The sequence below is a fragment of the Aliinostoc sp. HNIBRCY26 genome (assembly GCF_050235535.1).
Taxonomy (GTDB): Bacteria; Cyanobacteriota; Cyanobacteriia; order Cyanobacteriales; family Nostocaceae; genus Trichormus.
In genome coordinates this window covers 6,165,609-6,183,998 of record NZ_CP189852.1, presented here as the reverse complement: position 1 = coordinate 6,183,998, position 18,390 = coordinate 6,165,609, and the positions used below count along the sequence as shown (strand labels likewise).

Sequence of the window (18,390 nt, the reverse complement as noted above, 5' to 3'; positions counted from 1 at the left end):
AGCGTAACGCACCTAGTACCAAAGCCTGTGGTGCGTTACGGCTTACGCCTAACACACCCTACACATACTTAGATTTTTTCAGAAATCAAATACTAGTCCTATAATATATAAAACTATTAAATCAGATATATTTTTTTTAATAATTTAACTTCTAAAAGTTAATTATATTTAGCTCATAAAACTAAAAAAATAAAAAACTAGTAAAAACATATCTTAATGCAGTGTAAATAGATAGCAAACTTAAAACTCCGTAACAATTTTACCCAAATAATTAAGGACTATTTTGCCTAGAAGTGAGCAAAACTCTAATTTGATTTTGTTGTTGTTTAATCTAGCTGTTCGTGTTGTTGCCAATGCCAAATTTTGCAAAATATGGGTTGGGGTGTAGCTATAACGTGATCAATAGTCTGAACCCCACACCCACTGAAACTTGATGTGATGACAACTACCGCTTTTGAGTAGCGATCGCCAATTTAGCACCCTTAACCAATCGCACCTGATCCATCACAGCAACAACCTTACCATGACCAACCCGTTCATCAGCATTAATCACCACCAAAACATCGGAACTAGAACCAAGTAAACCTCGAATCCGTTCAGCTAAAGAATCAACCAACACAGGTTGACGGTTTAAACTAACTTCCCCTTTTTCGTCAACCGTGATTGTAATCTTAGCGGGGACTTGCTGTTGATTAGAGGTAGCCGCCTTGGGTAAATTCACAGGTAAACCCTCAGAGCGAGTCAAAAACAGCGTAGACATAATAAAAAACGTCAAAATCGCAAAAATCACATCAATCATCGGCACAATATTAATCTGTGCTGGGATATCGGGTTCATCTTGCAGACGCATAGGTTCTTTCTCCTTTCTCATAGCGGCGACGATAGAGCAATTCTAACTGTCCACCATACTCCTGAAACAAAGCCATCTGCCGAGTATAAAGACCCCGAAAAGAATTAGCGAAAAATAGTGTAAAGATAGCAACAATCAAACCCGCAGCCGTTGAAACCAAAGCCTCACTAATCCCCGCAGTTACACCCGCAGTTTTCGTCCCACCGACATCTCCAATATCCAAAGAAGCAAAAGAAGTAATCAAACCCAATACCGTACCCAGCAACCCTAACAGTGGTGCCAAACCAATGATCGTGTCAAAAATATTCTGAAAGCGTTTGAGAATCGGAATCTCCGCCTGCGCCTCACTTTCTAGAGCCAAACGAAACTCCTCCGGCGTTGGTTCCTCCAACTCCAAAGCCGCTAAAAACACCCTAGCTAGAGGTAAATCTGCATTTTGTCGGAGTAGTTCAATCGCACCCACCACATTATCTAAGCGATAAAGTTTCAACACCTCTTTGATCACACGACCTTGGCGATTATTCAATTTCAACCAAAAACGTACACGTTCAATAATCAAAGCTACCGCCAAAATCGAAAAACCTAACAGCGGCCACATCACAATCCCACCAGCCGCAAACAAATTCTGAATTCCCATGCCCTACCTCGTGATGCCAAAAACAGAAAAACTACATAGCATCCTCAGATAATCAGATGAATTGAGAGTTATTGTCAAGATATTTTCTCAAGATTTGCTAATTATATGCAATTAGCATGGACAGATTTTCGGGGAATAAATCGTTAAAAAAGTCTATAAAACGCTTTTCTGGCTATTGATGACAGTTAACAATCACTTATAATTATCACTTGATATTTATATCTAGGCATTTTAATATGTCTAAGTTAGTAATATTAACTTGCAATAAATTATGACCTTTTCAGGCATAGCTGTTGAGCAGCGTTCCAAGGAAACTCAGGCTCTCCGGTCTTTTCTGGTTTACAGTCTGATTGGTTCTGTATCGTTGCATATTGGTGTCTTAACTTTAGGTCTTGGCAGTTTCTTCACCAGAAATGCTGATTTGGCTAATGAGCCTCTAGAGGTGACAATAGTTGATGCGCCGACTGTCGAAACCGAACCAACCCCACAGGAGACTCCACCAAAACCAGAACCAGAACCAGAAACACCTGTGAGCAATCCTCGTGAAGTGGCGCTAGCTCCGCAAGCTATAGCTCCGGTGACGATATCTCCTGAGAAATTCCAACCTCAGCCAGTACAAAAGTTCTCTGAGCCAAGTAGCAAAGCACCTCAAAGACCACAGCCAGTAACACCATCTCGTCAAGTATCGAAATCTGAGTCACCCAGTCAACAACCGACTACATCCCAACCTGGAGGACAAGGCGGTGACAGGTTGAGAGGTTTGTTGCGTGGCGCTAGCCAAGGAAATCAAGGTGATACCGTTGGGGGATCTGGTTCTAATGTTTTGGTTGGTTCAGGTGACGGAATTCCGGTTGGGACTGGTACGGGTACTGGGACTGGTACAGGAACTGGTACGGGTACTGGTACGGGTACGGGTACTGGGACTGGTACAGGAACTGGGACTGGTACAGGAACTGGGACTGGTACGGGTACTGGTACGGGTACAGGAACTGGGACTGGTACGGGTACAGGAACTGGCACAGTAGCTACAGCCCCAAGACCTGTGAGAATTGCACCGCCGGCTAGTAATAATAATACTGGGAATGATTCTCGACGTTCTGGAAATGGTCGGGCGGCTTGTCGTGAGTGTGATACTCGGTATCCAGAGGCGGCGAGAAGAAGAGGGATAGAAGGGAAGGTTGAGGTTGCTGTTGATACTGACGAGAAAGGGAATGTGACTAATGTCAGAATCGTCAACTCTAGTGGAAATCGTGACTTAGATCAAGAAACTCTCAGACAAGCCCGGAACTGGAAATTAAAACCTTCAGAAAGTGGTAGACAAGGGGTATCTATTGCCACCGAGTATGCAATTACAGGTTCTCGACGTTATCGGGAGTTACAAGAACGTAAACGACAAAGACAAGCGCAGGCTAGACAACGTTCTACTGCTGCTAGTGCAAGTACATCAGATGATACGTCTAGTAATCGTGAGAGTACAAGGGCTGCCAATAATACTGAAACTCGCACTCGACGCAGGCGGTTATCTCCCAGTAGCCCTGCATCTGAAACTGCATCTGCCAATAATACCAGAACGTCTGAAAGCCAAAGAACTGTCAGGGGTGCTTTACTCAGGGTGCGCCGTGATGCTACACCTTCTTCTCCATCTGCACCGCCTACGGCTAATAGAAGACGGCGACGACTTCCCCAACAGGAGGCTAATTCTTCTAGTGCTAGTCGCTTACGTAGTGCTTTGCGTCGTTCTCGTCAGTCTGCTCCTGCTCAACCTGCTTCAGAGACTCCCGCCTCTACTGAGAATAACAATTAGTAATTTTGTGGATAGAAAATTATGGTTTTCGCAACCTGACTTATCTATTCCCTTCCTACCATCAAAAGCATGACAAGAGCAACTACAGCATCACCTAGAAACTGGAAAATACCGCAAGTATCACCATTAGCAGGTCTGATTTTGGGGGTCATGATCCTGCTAATTTGCTTAGTTTATAGTGTCACTTTAGGGGCAGCAGAAATACCTTTAAATAAAATTCTCGAATCTTTCATCATCTTTGATGGTTCTTATGAACATTTAGTGATTCAGACGGTGAGACTACCGCGATCGCTCGTCGCCCTGTTGGTAGGATCATCCTTAGCAGTCGCCGGTGCATTAATGCAAGGTTTGACACGTAACCCCCTAGCAGATCCAGGTATTTTAGGTATTGAATCAGGAGCCGCATTAGGTGTAGTTACCACAGTTTTTGTGTTTGGTAGCTCCTCTTTGAATGTGTTAACGATGGTGGCTTTTGTGGGTGCTGGGGTGACAGCAATCTTAGTCTATCTCCTGGGTTCTCTAGGAAAGGGAGGAGCAACACCATTAAATCTCACCGTTGCAGGTGCAGCGTTAACGGCTCTAATTTCTGCCCTGACTACTGCTATTTTGATTGTGAGTCAACGCACCTTAGAAGAAATCAGATTTTGGTTAGCGGGTTCTTTGGCTGGACGGGATTTCAACATTTTATTGTCAGCCTTACCTTTCGTCGTCATTGGCTTAGTAGTCGCCTTCGTTCTGGGTAGACAAATTACAACCATGAGTCTGGGTGAAGATGTGGCTAAAGGCTTGGGTCAACGGACAGCCTGGGTAAAAATTACGACTGGTATCAGCGTAGTTTTACTGGCGGGAAGTTCCGTTGCGCTTGCTGGGCCAATAGGCTTTATTGGCTTAGTTGTTCCCCACATGGTGAGATTTTTTATCAAAGCTGATTACCGTTGGATTTTACCCTACTCCGCAGTAGTGGGGGCAACTTTATTGTTAGTTGCAGATGTGGCGGCGCGTGTCTTACTCAAACCCCAGGAATTACCAGTGGGAGTCATGACAGCCTTGGTTGGCGCACCCTTTTTTGTCTACTTGGCTAAATCGAAGGTGAAAAAATGAAATTGGACTGGCTTGTATTCCGTTCTGAGACAATATCTTTGCGAATTGACCGCCGTGTGCCACCAATGTTGCTATGTTTGGCAGTGGCTATTGTGGTGGCGATGGTGATGAATTTAGGACGGGGTGAATATCCGATTGCTCCCTTAGATATCGTCAAAACTGTATTGGGTATCAATACAGGCAATCCAGATCATGGGTTTGTGATTTATAACCTGCGCCTACCCCGTACCCTAGTGGCTGTCATGGTGGGAATAGCACTGGCTGTTGCTGGGACTATCTTTCAAGGCATCACACGCAACCCCTTAGCCGACCCCAGTATTATTGGTATCAATGCGGGAGCAAGTCTAGCAGCAGTATCAGTCATTGTCCTATTGCCATCTGCACCCATTTACATTTTGCCCTTATCAGCCTTTGTTGGTGCTTTATTGATAGCTGGGTTAATTTACTTCTTAGCTTGGAATAATGGTAGTTCTCCGGTTTTATTTATTTTAATGGGTGTGGGGTTGTCGGCGATCGCCAGCGCATTCACTAGTTTATTAATTACCTTTGGTGATATTTATAGCGTCAGCGATGCCCTGGTGTGGTTAGCTGGTAGTGTTTACGGACGCACCTGGGAACAAGTCTTTTCCTTCTTACCGTGGTTAATCGTTTTTGTCCCGATGGCGTTCATACTAGCTAGACAGTTAAACGCCTTAAATTTGGGGGATGATGTCGCCCAAGGCTTAGGTACTCGCGTGGAATGGCAACGGGGTTTACTGGTGCTAGTGGGTGTCGCCTTAGCCGGTGCAGCAGTCGCCACCGCAGGAATGATTGGTTTTGTAGGATTAATTGCACCCCACATCGGCAGACAGTTAGTAGGTACAAATCATCAAGGATTAATCCCTACCTCTGCATTGTTGGGAGGAATGTTAGTTGTCATAGCAGATTTCTTTGGCAGAACCATGTTTGCACCTATCGAAATTCCTTGTGGAGTGGTGACAGCTGCTATCGGCGCGCCTTATTTTCTCTATTTGTTAATTTGTAATCGGAAAAGATAGTCAACAGTCAATAGTCAATAGTTAACATGGTAGTAAATATGAAGGGATTGTCAACGAAAGGTTTATCTTTAGCTTATGATGGTGCGCCAATTATTCGTGACCTGAATTTGGTAATTCCTAATGGTAAAGTTAGTGCTTTAGTGGGTGCAAATGGTTGTGGTAAATCAACTCTATTACGAGGTTTATCTAGGTTGCTTAAACCCTATGGTGGGACGGTTTATTTAGATGGACAATCTATTTTTAATCTTTCCACTAAAGAAGTAGCACAACAGTTAGGAATTTTACCTCAAAGTCCAGTTGCACCAGAAGGATTAACAGTCAGAGATTTAGTAGCACAAGGACGTTATCCTTATCAAAATTGGTTGCAACAGTGGTCACAAAAAGATGAAAGAATTGTCCAACAGGCTTTAGAGATTACAGATTTGTTGACATTGGCAGATAGAGCCTTAGATACTTTATCAGGTGGACAACGACAACGTGCTTGGATAGCAATGGCACTGGCACAAGATACAGATATATTACTGTTAGATGAACCAACTACTTTTTTAGATTTGGCACATCAAATAGAAGTTTTAGATTTGTTATATGAATTGAACCAGCATCAACAGAGAACTATTGTCATGGTGCTGCATGATTTAAATCAGGCTTGTCGTTACGCAGACTATTTAGTTGCAGTCAAACAAGGCAGAATTTTTACGGCTGGAGAACCCAAACAGGTAATGACTGAAGAAATGGTCAAAGAGGTTTTTGGTTTAGAATGTCGTATTGTTGCTGATCCAGTGGTGGGAACACCGATGTGTGTACCAATAGGACGCAAGGGAGAAAGGCAATTACAAGCAAATTCTTGTAATTTGTAGGAAGATTTAGATATTAGGAATTTGCTACAACAATGAAGTTGTTAATATTTATCTAATATAGGATTCCTATTTGATTTTTGAAAAAAACTCGGTACACTTTGATTCCTTCTTTCCCGTTCCCTGTTCCCCGTTCCCTGTTCCCCGTTCCCTGTTCCCTCCCTACGCAAATAATTTCAGGAATCAAAGCGGATTCCTATAGCTTGATTGGTTTTAAGATAGCGATCGCAGCCATCATGCACTTTCATAACTACGGTATCACTCATCACTTTATTAAAAGTATTTGTCATCATACTCTATTAGATGAGGTGACATTACTAACCAAGTCTTTACTATGACCCTGACCTTAAAACAGCAAGAATGGGAAGAAATGTGGAATACAACATCCCAAGATGTTACATCTAACTCAGATGTGCAATCATTTGAGTATTTATTCCAATTCCCCCAGCAATTTGGTCAAGGTGGTAGAAAAGATATTGAGGTGCATCCAGAAATTTGCTTATCAATTTTTGATTATGAGTTGCGTGAAAATGTCGTGGTACAACTGCCAGAGTGGGAACACCCTTTACAATTTAGTGTGAGTCTCTCTGGCACAGTGATCGATGAATATGGCGGGAAGTTGGGAGCAGGGTATACTTGCATTTCTGGGGCTGGAATACAACGTCAGATGTTAGTCAAGAGTTCTAAATCTCGACATATAGGGATAAATATTCATATGTCCCCTGATGTGCTGCGAACTTTTTTCCCCCATTGTGATGGTGAAATGCTTCCCCAGTTGCGTTTGCTAGCTAACGGTGATGACTGGCAATCCTTAATTTATCCAGAAATTACATCCGCCATAGAACAAGTAGTCAAGCAAATGATGTCCTGTCCCTACCAGGGAACGACAAAACAGATATATTTGCAAGGCAAAGTCATAGAACTTATGGCTTTGCAGTTAGCTCCAATTTTAAATAACCAAGCAGAACTAGCACCATCACCACAGCTTAAACCCACAACTGTTAACCGCATTCATCAGGCTAGGGAAATACTGCACTTTCGTTTAGAGAACCCGCCATCATTAGTGGAATTAGCGGAAATTGTCGGTATTAGTGACAGAACTTTACGCTATGGATTTAAGGCATTATTTGGTACAACTGTATTTACTTATCTGACACAGAAGCGTTTGGAACGAGCCGAGGAACTTCTGCGACATGGTGGGGTAACTGTAGCGGAAGTGGCTAATTTATTAGGTTATTCTCATTTAGGACATTTTGCGGCGGCTTTTAAACGCCAGTTTGGGATTACACCCAGTGAGTGTTTGTTAGGTAAAAAATCTATTTCTCCTTACTAATGCCATTTTGGGATATTAACGCCATTTTTGGATAGACGCGATCGCACCAACTTTCCTAAACTACTTCTAGATACAACTGAGAACTTTACGCAATAATTGCATTTACTGGTGTGGAGAGGGGCGTGACTAAATTGACATTTCTACCAAATGTGCGTTTTTGGTTGGGTATTATTTTATTAGGATATTTTATTAATTGTGCCACTGCCCAAACGGCTGTGGCTGAGGTGAAAGCCAAAGGGGAAAATCCAGAAGTCATGGAGCTAGGGGAGTTTAAAGCCCCAGTTACTAGCATTGATGGTTTGTTGTCTCAATCACCAACACCACCTAATTCTCCTGCAACTACGGCAGCTATTACCATCACGGGTGTAAAAGCAAATCCCACAGACAAAGGTGTCGAGGTAATTTTAGAAACTACCCAAGGAGACAAACTGCAAATCACAAATCGGAGTGAGGGTAATAATTTTATTGCAGATATTCCCAATGCTCAGTTACGTTTATCTTCGGGAGAGGCTTTTACATTTCGTTCAGAAAAACCGCTTGCGGGAATTACTGAAATTACAGTCACAAATATTGATACTAATAATATACGAGTCCTGGTAGTGGGTGAGCAGACTTTGCCCACAGTTGAATTATTTGATGGGGATGAAGGGCTGATTTTTGCAGTTGTCACTACGACAACTACAACACAGCAACCCCCAGAACAGCCAGCAAGTGAAACACCACCAGCAGAACCAACAGCGCAGCAAGATGAACCAATTGAGTTGGTAGTGACGGGAGAACAAGATAGATATCGTATCCCCAATGCTTCGACTACAACGCGGACAGATACACCCTTGCGAGATATTCCCCAATCAATTCAGATTATTCCCCAAGAAGTGTTGCGGGATCAACGCGCTGATATATCTAGTGCGCTGCTGAACGCTCCCAGTGTGCGTAACGCAGCACCTTCTAATTTTGATTCGTTGCGATTGCAAGTACGAGGATTTTTTAGCCAACCTACATTGAATGGCATTAAAGAAACTAACGGTTTAGCCTCTAACGTGGGGCCTGATTTGACAGGAATTGAAAATATCGAAATTCTGCTAGGGCCAAACTCCGTTTTACTGGGTTCCACATCTCCAGGTGGAACAGTCAACTTTGTCACCAAGCAACCTTTACGAGATCCTTACTACTTTGTTGAAGCAACTGTGGGTAGTTTTGATTTTTATCGTGGTGAGGTGGATTTATCGGGGCCACTAGATGATGAGAAAAAGGCACTATATCGCCTGAACGCATCTTACAGAGATCAAGGATTTTTCACTGATCTAAGCCAAACTAGAAATTTAGTAATTGCGCCAGTTTTGAGTCTAGAACTGAGCAAAAATACAAATTTGACCATTGAAGGAGTTTATAAGAATCTAGAGCAAGATAACAATAACTTAGGCTTGCCTGCCATTGGCACTATCTTTTCTAATCCCAATGGTGATATACCCCGTACTCGCATTACTAATGAAGGTGAACTTGATGTTACAACTGCCAGGATTGGATATAGACTAGAGCATAAATTTAATGAAAATTGGTCATTAAATAATTCCTTTCGGTATGGCTACGTTAACTATGATGGTACTGGTATTAACGTTGGTACAAGGCTTTTAGCCGATAATCGTACCCTACTGAGAACAGCTAACGATTCTAGCGATCGCTATCGAGACTATAGACTAACAGCAAATGTGATCGGTAAGTTTGCCACAGGTGCAATCCAGCATCAATTACTATTTGGTATTGATTTAGGAAGGCTGAACAATAGCTTAAAGTTTACGGGTAGATCAGGCGCACCTATTGACTTATTTAACCCGATTTACGGTCAAGCACCAGGAGCAGTCACATTTGAGCTTGATACTAATACCGTCACTGATGAACTTGGCATCATCATACAAGACCAGGTAACAATTGCCGATAACTTAAAGTTACTCATCAGTGGTCGATTTGATACCTTCACCCAAAATAACAAAGATTTTCTCGCCGGTACAGACACAAGTCAATCAGGTAGTGCTTTTAGTCCCCGCATAGGTATTGTCTATCAGCCGATTCCACCTATTTCCCTTTATGCTAACTATAGCCGTTCCTTTGAACCAGCTATTGGTCAAGCCTTTGATGGGAGTGACTTTGAGCCGACAAGGGGGACGCAGTACGAAGTTGGGGTAAAAGCAGATTTGCATAGTCGGCTTTCGGCTACGCTAGCTTTCTATGACATTACCCAGTCAAATATTTTAACTGACGACCCAGATAACCCAGGTTTTTCCATTCAAACCGGAGAACAGCGCAGCCAAGGTATTGAACTGAGTCTTGCTGGTGAAATTTTACCAGGATGGAATGTGTTTGCTAGCTACGCCTATAACGATGCTCGTGTCACCGCAGATAATAGCATTCCCGTAGGCAACCGCGTACAACGGACAACTCCCCATGCTGCTAGCTTATGGACAACCTACGAAATTCAGCGAGGTAATTTGCAAGGTTTAGGCTTTGGTTTAGGATTGTTTTATGTAGGCGATCGCGCTGGAGATGCTGGAAATACATTTGAAGTACCTAGTTATTTAACAACTAATGCAGTTATCTTCTACAAACAAGATAGATTCCGTGCGGCGATTAATATCAGAAACCTCTTCGACGTAGACTATTTTGAAAATGCTTTCAATCGTTTGCGCGTCTCTCCTGGTGAACCATTTACAGTCCAAGGAACTGTTTCTTGGACGTTTTGACAATTGCATAATTTCCTAACTCACATTGGAGGATAAAAGCTAGCAGGATTTATTGAGACATCTTCAATTTTTCCAAATAAAGCTTTCTCTTAGTCCAGAGGTTGTAGGGGCGGGTTTACAGATATGCTCAATCATTTACCACTGTATCGGTTAACCCGCCCCTACTGCTTGTGAGAAATGCGGGGTAACAATCCTGTTTTATCAAGCACAAATTTATGAAAATAATTTCACGTCGCTTTGTTGTCCTATTCTTAGTAAGTATTTTGATATTTACTGCTATTTGGGCTAGTAGTAAAAATTTTACCTATGAAGCGACAAACCCAATATCTCCACAACAAAACGCAAAATGTCGAGTAGTGCAACACGTCCAAGGAGAAACTTGTATTCCCCTCAACCCCCAACGAATTGTCACCTTAGATTTTAATAGTTTTGCTGCACTTTTAGCCTTAGACACCAAACCTATAGCCACTTGGATTACAACGGAAATAGAAGATAACTTTCCTTACTTTCAAGGAAAAGCAGATGGAGTAGAAATTTTACATAGTTCCAGTGGTCAAATTAATTTAGAAAAACTGGTATTACTTAATCCCGATTTAATTATTGTAATTTCCCATCCAGGATTTGCAGGGATTTATAAATATGCTGCACAAATCGCACCGACAGTAGTTCTACCTTGGGTCGAAACTAGAGGGAACTGGAAACAACACATTCAAGATACTGCCAGAATTTTAAACAAAACAGCAACAGGTATTCAACTAATAAATTACTATCACCAACGTGTTAACCAATTAAAGCTAGCAATTGGTCATAACCAACAAAAGAATAGCATATCATTTGCTTATGTCGCCGCCGGACAATTAGTTATTACCCGTCAAAAATCTTTTGCGGGGGAAATTTTAAATGATATTGGGATATTAAACCCTATATTTGCCGAATCTGGTGATTATGATTTACCTCTTTCGGAAGAACTTTTACCCAAGATTAATAGCGATATCTTGTTTATTGCACCGCTACGCAAAGATGACTATTCTGTGATCAAAAAACTTCAGCAAAAACCTTTATGGTCTAAACTCAAAGCTGTGCAGCAAAATCAAGTTTACATAGTAGATTTTTCCGTTTGGCGGGGATTGAATATGCTTGCAGCTTATGCAATGCTCGATGACCTTGATAAATACATAGTTAACATCACTTAAAATTATGCCGAAATATAACTTACTTGTCTGCAAATCTTGTCACCGTTCTTCTCAAGAAATACCAGAAAAACCCCCTTTTGATGGTGATATTTTACTTGAAAAACTAAACGATTTATGTAGTGAAGAATCGTCATTTCATGAGCTAGAAATTAAACCCGTTGAATGTTTGTGGGCTTGTAATCACGGCTGTGTTGTAGCTGCTTCCCACCCAGACAAACCCACCTATCTTTTCGTCAATTTGACTCCAGAAGAAAGCGCAGCATCATTACTGGAATTTATGCAATTGTATATTAAGAGTCGCAAAGGTAACGTAGCTTGGAAAAAATTACCTGAAGTGTTACAAGCTGCTATTTTCGCGCAAATTCCGCCTGGGGATTAGCGGCGATTATCTCTTTTTAGCATTATCCTCGTTCAACTTCATGGTAAAATTATTGCTATTAATTATCACTAGTGTAGGCAATTCATGACTTTGAACGCAACTCTGACAGATGTTTGATGTTTAACATACAAACATCTGGGGGGATTTGGTAGCCGCACTCATACAGGTTTTCCCGAATAACCATTCACGGTTTTGGGTTTGATGTCGGTGAATTTTTAGGATGAGGGTAATTGTGCGATTATTGCTGTTAAGTTGTTTAATTTTAGTCTCAGTTTTAGGTTGTCATCGCCAACCGTCTGACATTTCATCTTCCCACGTCACACCCAGAGGTGATTGTCAAACAGTGCGACATCTGGGGGGAGAAACGCAGATTTGTGGAAAACCACAACGGATTGTGGTTCTTAATCCCAAGATGTTAGATATTGTACTTTCCTTAGATGTGCAGCCGATTGGCTACGCAGAAATATTTAGCAATCGTCGCGGTGATTTTGATCAACCTAGCCAGCAGATTCCCTATTTAGGCGATCGCATCACTCACCCAATTGCTAATCTGGGAATGAGTAGCAAACCATCCCTAGAAAGTATCATCAAACTCAAACCAGATTTGATTTTGGGAGATATTCGGGGAAATCAGCAACAATATAGTCAATTATCACAGATTGCGCCTACATTGCTATTTGATTATGTTGGTGGCAATAAATGGCAAGATTCTTTACAGGCGATCGCTCAAGTATTAGGACGCACTGATCAAGCCAAAAAAATCATAGCAGCCCATCGCCAACAAATAGCAACAACCCGTCAAGCATTAGCACCTGTTGTCAAAGCCTATCCAAAAGTCCTGATGGTGTCCTCAGAACAACTCAACTCATCAATCAATCTGGTGACTCCTCTAGATTTTTGTGGGGCTTTATTAGAGGATATTGGATTTAAACTGGCTACTGTTTCTACCACTACACCGATAAATATTACTCAACCAATTTCGGTAGAAATATTACCCCAAATTGATGCTGATTTAATCATTGTCCAAGGACATAACATTGTTGAGTTAAGCAATATAAAAAATACAACTAGTTTTACCAAAACTCAATTGCAATCTGTGCAGAAGTCTTGGCAAACAAACACTATTGCTCAGTCGCTAAGTGCGAGTAGAAACAACCGAGTCTATTTTATTCCTACTTATATTTGTTTAGGCTTACCTTCACCCAGTGGTACACAGATTACTCTGCAATCTTTACAAAAGCAACTATTACCCTTGGCTAAAACAGTGAGTCAAAATTAAGCCTTTTCAGACTCTAAATTACATCTTTTTTTCAAACATTAAATAAGAGTCATATAGTTAGCTTTCAAGTGCTTCTAACCAAGCGTGTAAATCAGCCATACTTGTAAAATCAAGCAAAGCTTCACCCAGATTTTCCAATTGTTCCAACGCCAGGGATTCAACGCGCTGACGTACTTCCTGTGGTAATTCTCCTACTCTACGGGATAATAGACGCAAAACGAGCAATTTTTCACCTTCTTCACGTCCTTGTTCCTTAATTTCACGATAAACCCGTGTTTCTTGCAGTGTAATACCCAACATCTGCTCTACCTCCCTTTGGCTTTTACCTTCAAACTTGTACACCATGATCGTCACCAGTAACTCTATTATGGCGCGATTTTGGGATTGAGGTTCTTCCTGCTGACTCCTAGCTAGTAAATACCTTGCTTCTTCGGTTGCACGATTTTCTTCTAGGGTAGTCAACACCATCAACCCAACCCATACAGGTAAGGAGCGAATATCACCCAACTCATCTAAATATATCCGATTTACTTGGGGGCTATTCAGTTGACTGAGATAAGGATTAATATCAGTTTGTTCTAAACTACGGGATGGGTAAATTATCACGATTTGCAAATTACTAAACCTGTCACGGTTGCGGTAAAAGTACAAATATGATTCTGCAAATACTCTTTCGTAGAGTCTTTCGTCCTTTTGAAACTGCACCTCACAGAAATACACTACACCCGGATTTTGATTTTGTGGTGGTAGAAATACCCCATCAATTTCAAATTAGCCCTTCGACTCCGCTCAGGGCTAACGGTGAGCGAAGCCGAACCGTTAGGTTCTTTAACAGCTACCGAATCAAATATATATTCATCTCCATTATTTGGTGGATTTGTCAATAATGCAAATAACAAACTAGGAGATTGTTGAAATAATTTATAAAATATCGAATCTCGACGCATAAAGTATTCTCAGCACTGCCATATCATAACTTTTTGTTCTGATTTTACATAGACGTGTTATCTACGTAACTTATAAATTGCCATTTTAGGATAATTTTTTGCCGTTTTTGGATAGAAATCACATATTAAAAGATAGTAGAATATGTATTTTGGTTAATTACATTTGTAATGATTAATTAAAAAAATAAATTCCTAAAGTTTCCCTTCAGATAATGACACCTAAATTTCATCAAGTATCAAATCAACTCTCTCCCTTGCAACGACTACTGCGATATGGACAAAAATATCGTGGACAAATTTACCAAGCTTCTACCTATTCTGTAATTAATACCATTTTAGATTTAGCACCACCTTGGTTAGTGGGTATTGCGGTAGATATATTAGTGCAACAACAAAATTCTGTTATTGCTAAATTTGGGATTAAAGAGGTAGTATGGCAATTTGCTGCACTTTCATTAATTACCATTATTATTTGGGTTTTTGAATCACTTTCTCAGTACGCTTATGACCGACTTTGGCGCAATGTCGCGCAAAATATCCAGCATAATTTACGTTTAGATGCGTACAATCACTTACAACAATTAGAATCAGCTTATTTTGAAGACAGCAGTACTGGTGGTTTGATGTCAATTCTCAGTGATGATATCAACCAACTTGAAGATTTTTTAAATGGGGGAGCAAATGAAGTTATTCAAGTCACAACTGCTTTGATAATTTTGATGGTTGGGGCGTTTTTCATCTTACCAGTTAATATTACTCTGGCAGCAATGTTACCAATGCCCTTTATTCTTTGGGGTTCATTGGTATATCAAAAGCGTCTCGAACCTCGTTATGCTGATGTTAGAGAAAAAGTTGGTTTTCTCAACGCAAGGCTGGCTAATAATATTAGTGGAATTACCACAATTAAAAGTTTCACAGCAGAAAATTATGAAAATGCCAGATTAGCCGAGGAAAGTGAAGCTTATAGAAAAAGTAATACCAAAGCCATTAAACTTTCTGCCGCTTTTGTCCCCTTAATTAGAATGTTGGTTTTAGCAGGGTTTACGGCTTTATTATTTTTGGGAGGAATGGCAGCTTATTCACAAAAAATATCTATAGGTAATTACAGTGTTTTACTGGTGCTGGTGCAGAGATTATTATGGCCATTGGTGTTTTTAGGAGAAACTTTTGACCACTATCAACGAGCAATGGCTTCTACTAAGCGGGTGATGGATTTATTAGATACTCCTATCCAAATTACTACGGGAGATGTGCCTTTAGTGGTGGAACAGGTGCGGGGTGAGGTTGATTTTAAAAATGTGACTTTTGCCTATCGCAACAGTACCGCGATCATTAAAGATTTATCATTGCATATTCCTGCGGGGCAAACTATTGCCATTGTTGGTTCTACTGGTTCAGGTAAAAGCACTTTAGTAAAATTATTATTGCGGTTTTATGATGTTTCTAGTGGTGCAATTACGATTGATGGCATTGATATTCAAAAGTTGGATTTGTATGATTTGCGTCGTAGTATTGGTTTAGTTAGTCAAGATGTATTCTTATTTCATGGTACGGTAGCAGAAAATATTGCCTATGGTACTTTTGATGCTCAGGATGAAGCCATTATTAATGCTGCAAGAGTAGCAGAGGCACATGATTTTATTATGCGACTTCCCCAAGGTTATGAAACGATAGTTGGGGAACGAGGACAAAAGTTATCTGGAGGACAACGCCAACGTATTGCTATAGCTAGAGCAGTGTTGAAAAATCCGCCGATTTTGATTTTAGATGAGGCGACATCTGCGGTAGATAATGAAACGGAAGCAGCAATTCAACGCTCTTTAGAAAAGATTACAGTAAATCGGACAACCATTGCGATCGCTCACCGTCTTTCCACAATTCGTCACAGTCATTGCATATATGTCATGGAACATGGTCAAATTGTCGAGCAGGGTACACACGAAGATTTAATCGCCCTAGATGGAATTTATACTAGTTTGTGGCGTGTACAGTCTGGGCTTTAACAGTCCACAGCGTTGGATAAAATCCCGCTTGCTCCTACACCACAGCAATGGGTGGAAAGCGTTTGTGCATACTCACACCAACACCTTCAACCCTTACACCCTTACACCCTTATACCCCTAATGAACAGCATCAAGGGAATTACTGCGATGGTGGACATAATCGCTGTACTCTTGCAGGTAATTTTTGACACATTTGTTGTAAAGTTTGTGGGTAGAGTTGCGAGAGTGCAAATAAAGCTATGGCGGAACTACCCATGAGTACAATTAGCAGCCCGCCCAGCATTAACCAAGGTTTACGGCGACGGACGGGGGCTGGGGTGGGCGTTGGAGTGGGTTCTGCGCTCAGTTCTAAATCTAACAAGGCTTGAGAACTGGCGGCTAAAGCCGATTGAGGTTCGATTTCTGCCAGTGATGATACTTCCGGTTCTGATATCTCTGGGGGAATTGTGGAGATATCTGAGATTTCAGGGGGGATTTCTGCGAGTTCTGAGATATCCGGCGGGATTTCTGCAATGTCGAGTATTTTTGATTCTGGGGGAATCTCTGCTAGTGGCTGTGGTTTAGGAATCGGGACTAAATAATCTTTGCTGAGGCGACACAGAATTAACACAACCGAAATATTATCATGGCCATTTTCTTGATTGGCTAAATCAATCCATTGCTGAACGGCATCAGCCAAAGCTAGTTCACCTGTTAAGATTGGCACTGCGTAATCTTGCCAGGATTTTTCTACTAAATTGCGATCGCTCAAACCATCAGAACATAGCAATAATATGCCATCTTCTTCTAAAATCAAGCGTTGAATCACAAAACGCAGCGATTCAGCATCTCGGCTTCCCAAGGCTTGAGTTAGAGCCTGGGCATCTGGTCTTTGCAGTGCTTGATGATACAAGCTCCTTCCTAAACGGACTTCCCTCGCAGTCACATCATCATCTACTGTCAGTTGTTGGCAATAGTCGCGAGTTATCCAGTAAGCACGACTATCACCCACACTTGCCAAGTATAATTCGTGGGCGTTCTCTGACTTCACTCCCGATAGTGTGGAAACTCTCTGCGGTACTTGCAACGCCATGACGAGAGTCGTCGCCATCCTGGCTCTACCTTGGCGTTTTTGTTCATCGTTGCGGGAGCTAATTAAGTTATTAACTACTCGTAAACAAGTTTCTAGCTGTTCTTGCAATAATTTGGGTGTGATGATCTCCGATTCTTGGGCTATCTCTGCCATGAGAGCTTGAATTTGCAATTTTAAAGACTGCACTGCTAATTGACTAGCAACTTCACCGCCTTGATGTCCACCAATGCCATCGCAGACAATTGACAATTTTGGAATTAAGGAATCATGGAGATGTTCTAAACTTTGCGGAAAGCAAGTATCTTCATTTTGTGTGAGTCGCATCCCCGTATCTGTTGCACCGCAAACCTGGAGCGTTAAGGGTAATTCTGCTGCTGTCGAGAGTAATAAAGCATTGAGTTGGGTGGTAATGGTGTCTAACTCCACTGCCGAGTTACTCATTTGTTGGAGAATATTAGTTAATGCGGTAGTGATTGGGGTGTCTGTGGCAGTAATTAGAGACTGCCAACTCTGGGCTAAATCCTGTAACGTGGGTGGTGCGGTGTTGATATTGGTGTAGAGTTCCAAAAGTCGTACACACCAACCTTGAACTCGCAAATTATTCGGGATCAGTAAACTTTGGCTCAGTCCCAATTCCGATAAAGGTGTCCACAGTTGGAGGATTTGCCAGAGCCAGTAAACTTGTCTCACTGGTTTAGCCTCATCCCAGGCGACATTCAAAGACGGGTAAAGATTCCCCTGTTTGTCGATGGGGACATTATCTAATAACAGGATATCCTCTTGACCTGCCTCCTCGGAGGGAACAAATCCATAAACTTGGGGGAGATGTAAACGCTCTGGATATAAGCGCAGATAGGGGATGATGGCTGGTGGCAGTTCTGGGGGTACAATTGGCGATCGCCCTGGTTGAGTGTCTAGCCAAACTTGAGGCACTATGACTTCATACCTATCTGCAACTTTTATACCTGGTTTAATGTTTGCTGCTAATGCCCCACTTGCCCAAAGATAGCGATAAACCAGGGGAGTTTGACAACTGGCACAGACAGTATCACCTAGAGAGTTTATCGGATTATCACAGTGAGGATTTATACAAAAAATAACTTGCTCAGTAGAAATCATAAAATTATTAATTTAAAAATAAATCGAAGGAGTGAATTGTAATT

General features: G+C 41.5%; 13 protein-coding genes and 1 pseudogene. 10 read left to right on the top strand and 4 right to left on the bottom strand.

The window, feature by feature from the left end:
- Positions 1 to 445: 445 nt before the first annotated feature.
- Positions 446 to 850 carry an ExbD/TolR family protein gene (locus tag ACQFX9_RS26110; protein WP_427159466.1) on the bottom strand — a complete coding sequence of 135 codons (405 nt, stop codon included), beginning with the start codon at positions 848 to 850 and terminating at the stop codon, positions 446 to 448.
- Entirely contained in the window at positions 834 to 1,487 is a 654-nt protein-coding gene (locus ACQFX9_RS26105) for a MotA/TolQ/ExbB proton channel family protein (RefSeq protein ID WP_427159465.1), read from the bottom strand. The genes ACQFX9_RS26110 and ACQFX9_RS26105 overlap by 17 nt, the downstream gene beginning before the upstream one ends.
- A gap of 271 nt (positions 1,488 to 1,758) precedes the next feature.
- Here ACQFX9_RS26105 and ACQFX9_RS26100 point away from each other — a divergent pair, with 271 nt between their 5' ends.
- The 9 genes from ACQFX9_RS26100 to ACQFX9_RS26060 all read left to right on the top strand — a co-directional run bounded on the left by ACQFX9_RS26100 (position 1,759) and on the right by ACQFX9_RS26060 (position 13,205).
- On the top strand, positions 1,759 to 3,291 hold the full coding sequence (locus ACQFX9_RS26100) for an energy transducer TonB (RefSeq protein ID WP_427159464.1): 1,533 nt from the start codon (positions 1,759 to 1,761) through the stop codon (positions 3,289 to 3,291).
- A 69-nt stretch (positions 3,292 to 3,360) separates the two neighbouring features.
- Positions 3,361 to 4,392 (top strand): FecCD family ABC transporter permease, encoded by a 1,032-nt coding sequence (locus ACQFX9_RS26095; RefSeq protein WP_427159463.1) that lies wholly within the window; start codon positions 3,361 to 3,363, stop codon positions 4,390 to 4,392.
- Complete coding sequence (locus tag ACQFX9_RS26090) at positions 4,389 to 5,429, top strand: FecCD family ABC transporter permease (RefSeq protein WP_427159462.1); 1,041 nt, start codon at positions 4,389 to 4,391, stop codon at positions 5,427 to 5,429. The genes ACQFX9_RS26095 and ACQFX9_RS26090 overlap by 4 nt, the downstream gene beginning before the upstream one ends.
- Positions 5,430 to 5,467: 38 nt before the next feature.
- Entirely contained in the window at positions 5,468 to 6,286 is an 819-nt protein-coding gene (locus ACQFX9_RS26085) for an ABC transporter ATP-binding protein (RefSeq protein WP_427159461.1), read from the top strand.
- Between the two features lie 331 nt (positions 6,287 to 6,617).
- A complete protein-coding gene (locus tag ACQFX9_RS26080; RefSeq protein WP_427159460.1) occupies positions 6,618 to 7,616 on the top strand; it encodes a helix-turn-helix transcriptional regulator in 999 nt (332 codons plus the stop codon).
- Between the two features lie 122 nt (positions 7,617 to 7,738).
- Positions 7,739 to 10,354 carry a TonB-dependent siderophore receptor gene (locus ACQFX9_RS26075; protein WP_427159459.1) on the top strand — a complete coding sequence of 872 codons (2,616 nt, stop codon included), beginning with the start codon at positions 7,739 to 7,741 and terminating at the stop codon, positions 10,352 to 10,354.
- A gap of 215 nt (positions 10,355 to 10,569) precedes the next feature.
- Positions 10,570 to 11,547, top strand: coding sequence for an iron-siderophore ABC transporter substrate-binding protein (locus ACQFX9_RS26070; RefSeq protein WP_427159458.1), 978 nt, complete (start codon positions 10,570 to 10,572; stop codon positions 11,545 to 11,547).
- Positions 11,548 to 11,551: 4 nt separating this feature from the next.
- Positions 11,552 to 11,926 carry a DUF1636 domain-containing protein gene (locus ACQFX9_RS26065; protein WP_427159457.1) on the top strand — a complete coding sequence of 125 codons (375 nt, stop codon included), beginning with the start codon at positions 11,552 to 11,554 and terminating at the stop codon, positions 11,924 to 11,926.
- Between the two features lie 232 nt (positions 11,927 to 12,158).
- Entirely contained in the window at positions 12,159 to 13,205 is a 1,047-nt protein-coding gene (locus ACQFX9_RS26060) for an iron-siderophore ABC transporter substrate-binding protein (RefSeq protein ID WP_427159456.1), read from the top strand.
- Positions 13,206 to 13,262: 57 nt separating this feature from the next.
- Here the strand turns inward: ACQFX9_RS26060 and ACQFX9_RS26055 are convergent.
- Positions 13,263 to 14,152: pseudogene (locus ACQFX9_RS26055) on the bottom strand (DUF2887 domain-containing protein).
- A 212-nt stretch (positions 14,153 to 14,364) separates the two neighbouring features.
- Between ACQFX9_RS26055 and ACQFX9_RS26050 the strand changes: the two are divergent.
- Positions 14,365 to 16,155, top strand: a complete 1,791-nt coding sequence (locus ACQFX9_RS26050) for an ABC transporter ATP-binding protein (RefSeq protein ID WP_427159455.1) — start codon at positions 14,365 to 14,367, stop codon at positions 16,153 to 16,155.
- Positions 16,156 to 16,294: 139 nt separating this feature from the next.
- On the opposite strand, the gene ACQFX9_RS26045 is transcribed toward ACQFX9_RS26050, so the two are convergent.
- Positions 16,295 to 18,346, bottom strand: a complete 2,052-nt coding sequence (locus ACQFX9_RS26045) for a protein phosphatase 2C domain-containing protein (RefSeq protein WP_427159454.1) — start codon at positions 18,344 to 18,346, stop codon at positions 16,295 to 16,297.
- Between the last annotated feature and the right edge of the window lie 44 nt (positions 18,347 to 18,390).

What these genes read in the sequence shown, in the direction of transcription:
- ACQFX9_RS26110 (WP_427159466.1), bottom strand. Translation starts at nt 850, where the DNA reads ATGCGTCTGCAAGATGAACCCGATATCCCAGCACAGATTAATATTGTG.
- ACQFX9_RS26105 (WP_427159465.1), bottom strand. Translation starts at nt 1,487, where the DNA reads ATGGGAATTCAGAATTTGTTTGCGGCTGGTGGGATTGTGATGTGGCCG.
- ACQFX9_RS26100 (WP_427159464.1), top strand. Translation starts at nt 1,759, where the DNA reads ATGACCTTTTCAGGCATAGCTGTTGAGCAGCGTTCCAAGGAAACTCAG.
- ACQFX9_RS26095 (WP_427159463.1), top strand. Translation starts at nt 3,361, where the DNA reads ATGACAAGAGCAACTACAGCATCACCTAGAAACTGGAAAATACCGCAA.
- ACQFX9_RS26090 (WP_427159462.1), top strand. Translation starts at nt 4,389, where the DNA reads ATGAAATTGGACTGGCTTGTATTCCGTTCTGAGACAATATCTTTGCGA.
- ACQFX9_RS26085 (WP_427159461.1), top strand. Translation starts at nt 5,468, where the DNA reads ATGAAGGGATTGTCAACGAAAGGTTTATCTTTAGCTTATGATGGTGCG.
- ACQFX9_RS26080 (WP_427159460.1), top strand. Translation starts at nt 6,618, where the DNA reads ATGACCCTGACCTTAAAACAGCAAGAATGGGAAGAAATGTGGAATACA.
- ACQFX9_RS26070 (WP_427159458.1), top strand. Translation starts at nt 10,570, where the DNA reads ATGAAAATAATTTCACGTCGCTTTGTTGTCCTATTCTTAGTAAGTATT.
- ACQFX9_RS26065 (WP_427159457.1), top strand. Translation starts at nt 11,552, where the DNA reads ATGCCGAAATATAACTTACTTGTCTGCAAATCTTGTCACCGTTCTTCT.
- ACQFX9_RS26050 (WP_427159455.1), top strand. Translation starts at nt 14,365, where the DNA reads ATGACACCTAAATTTCATCAAGTATCAAATCAACTCTCTCCCTTGCAA.
- ACQFX9_RS26045 (WP_427159454.1), bottom strand. Translation starts at nt 18,346, where the DNA reads ATGATTTCTACTGAGCAAGTTATTTTTTGTATAAATCCTCACTGTGAT.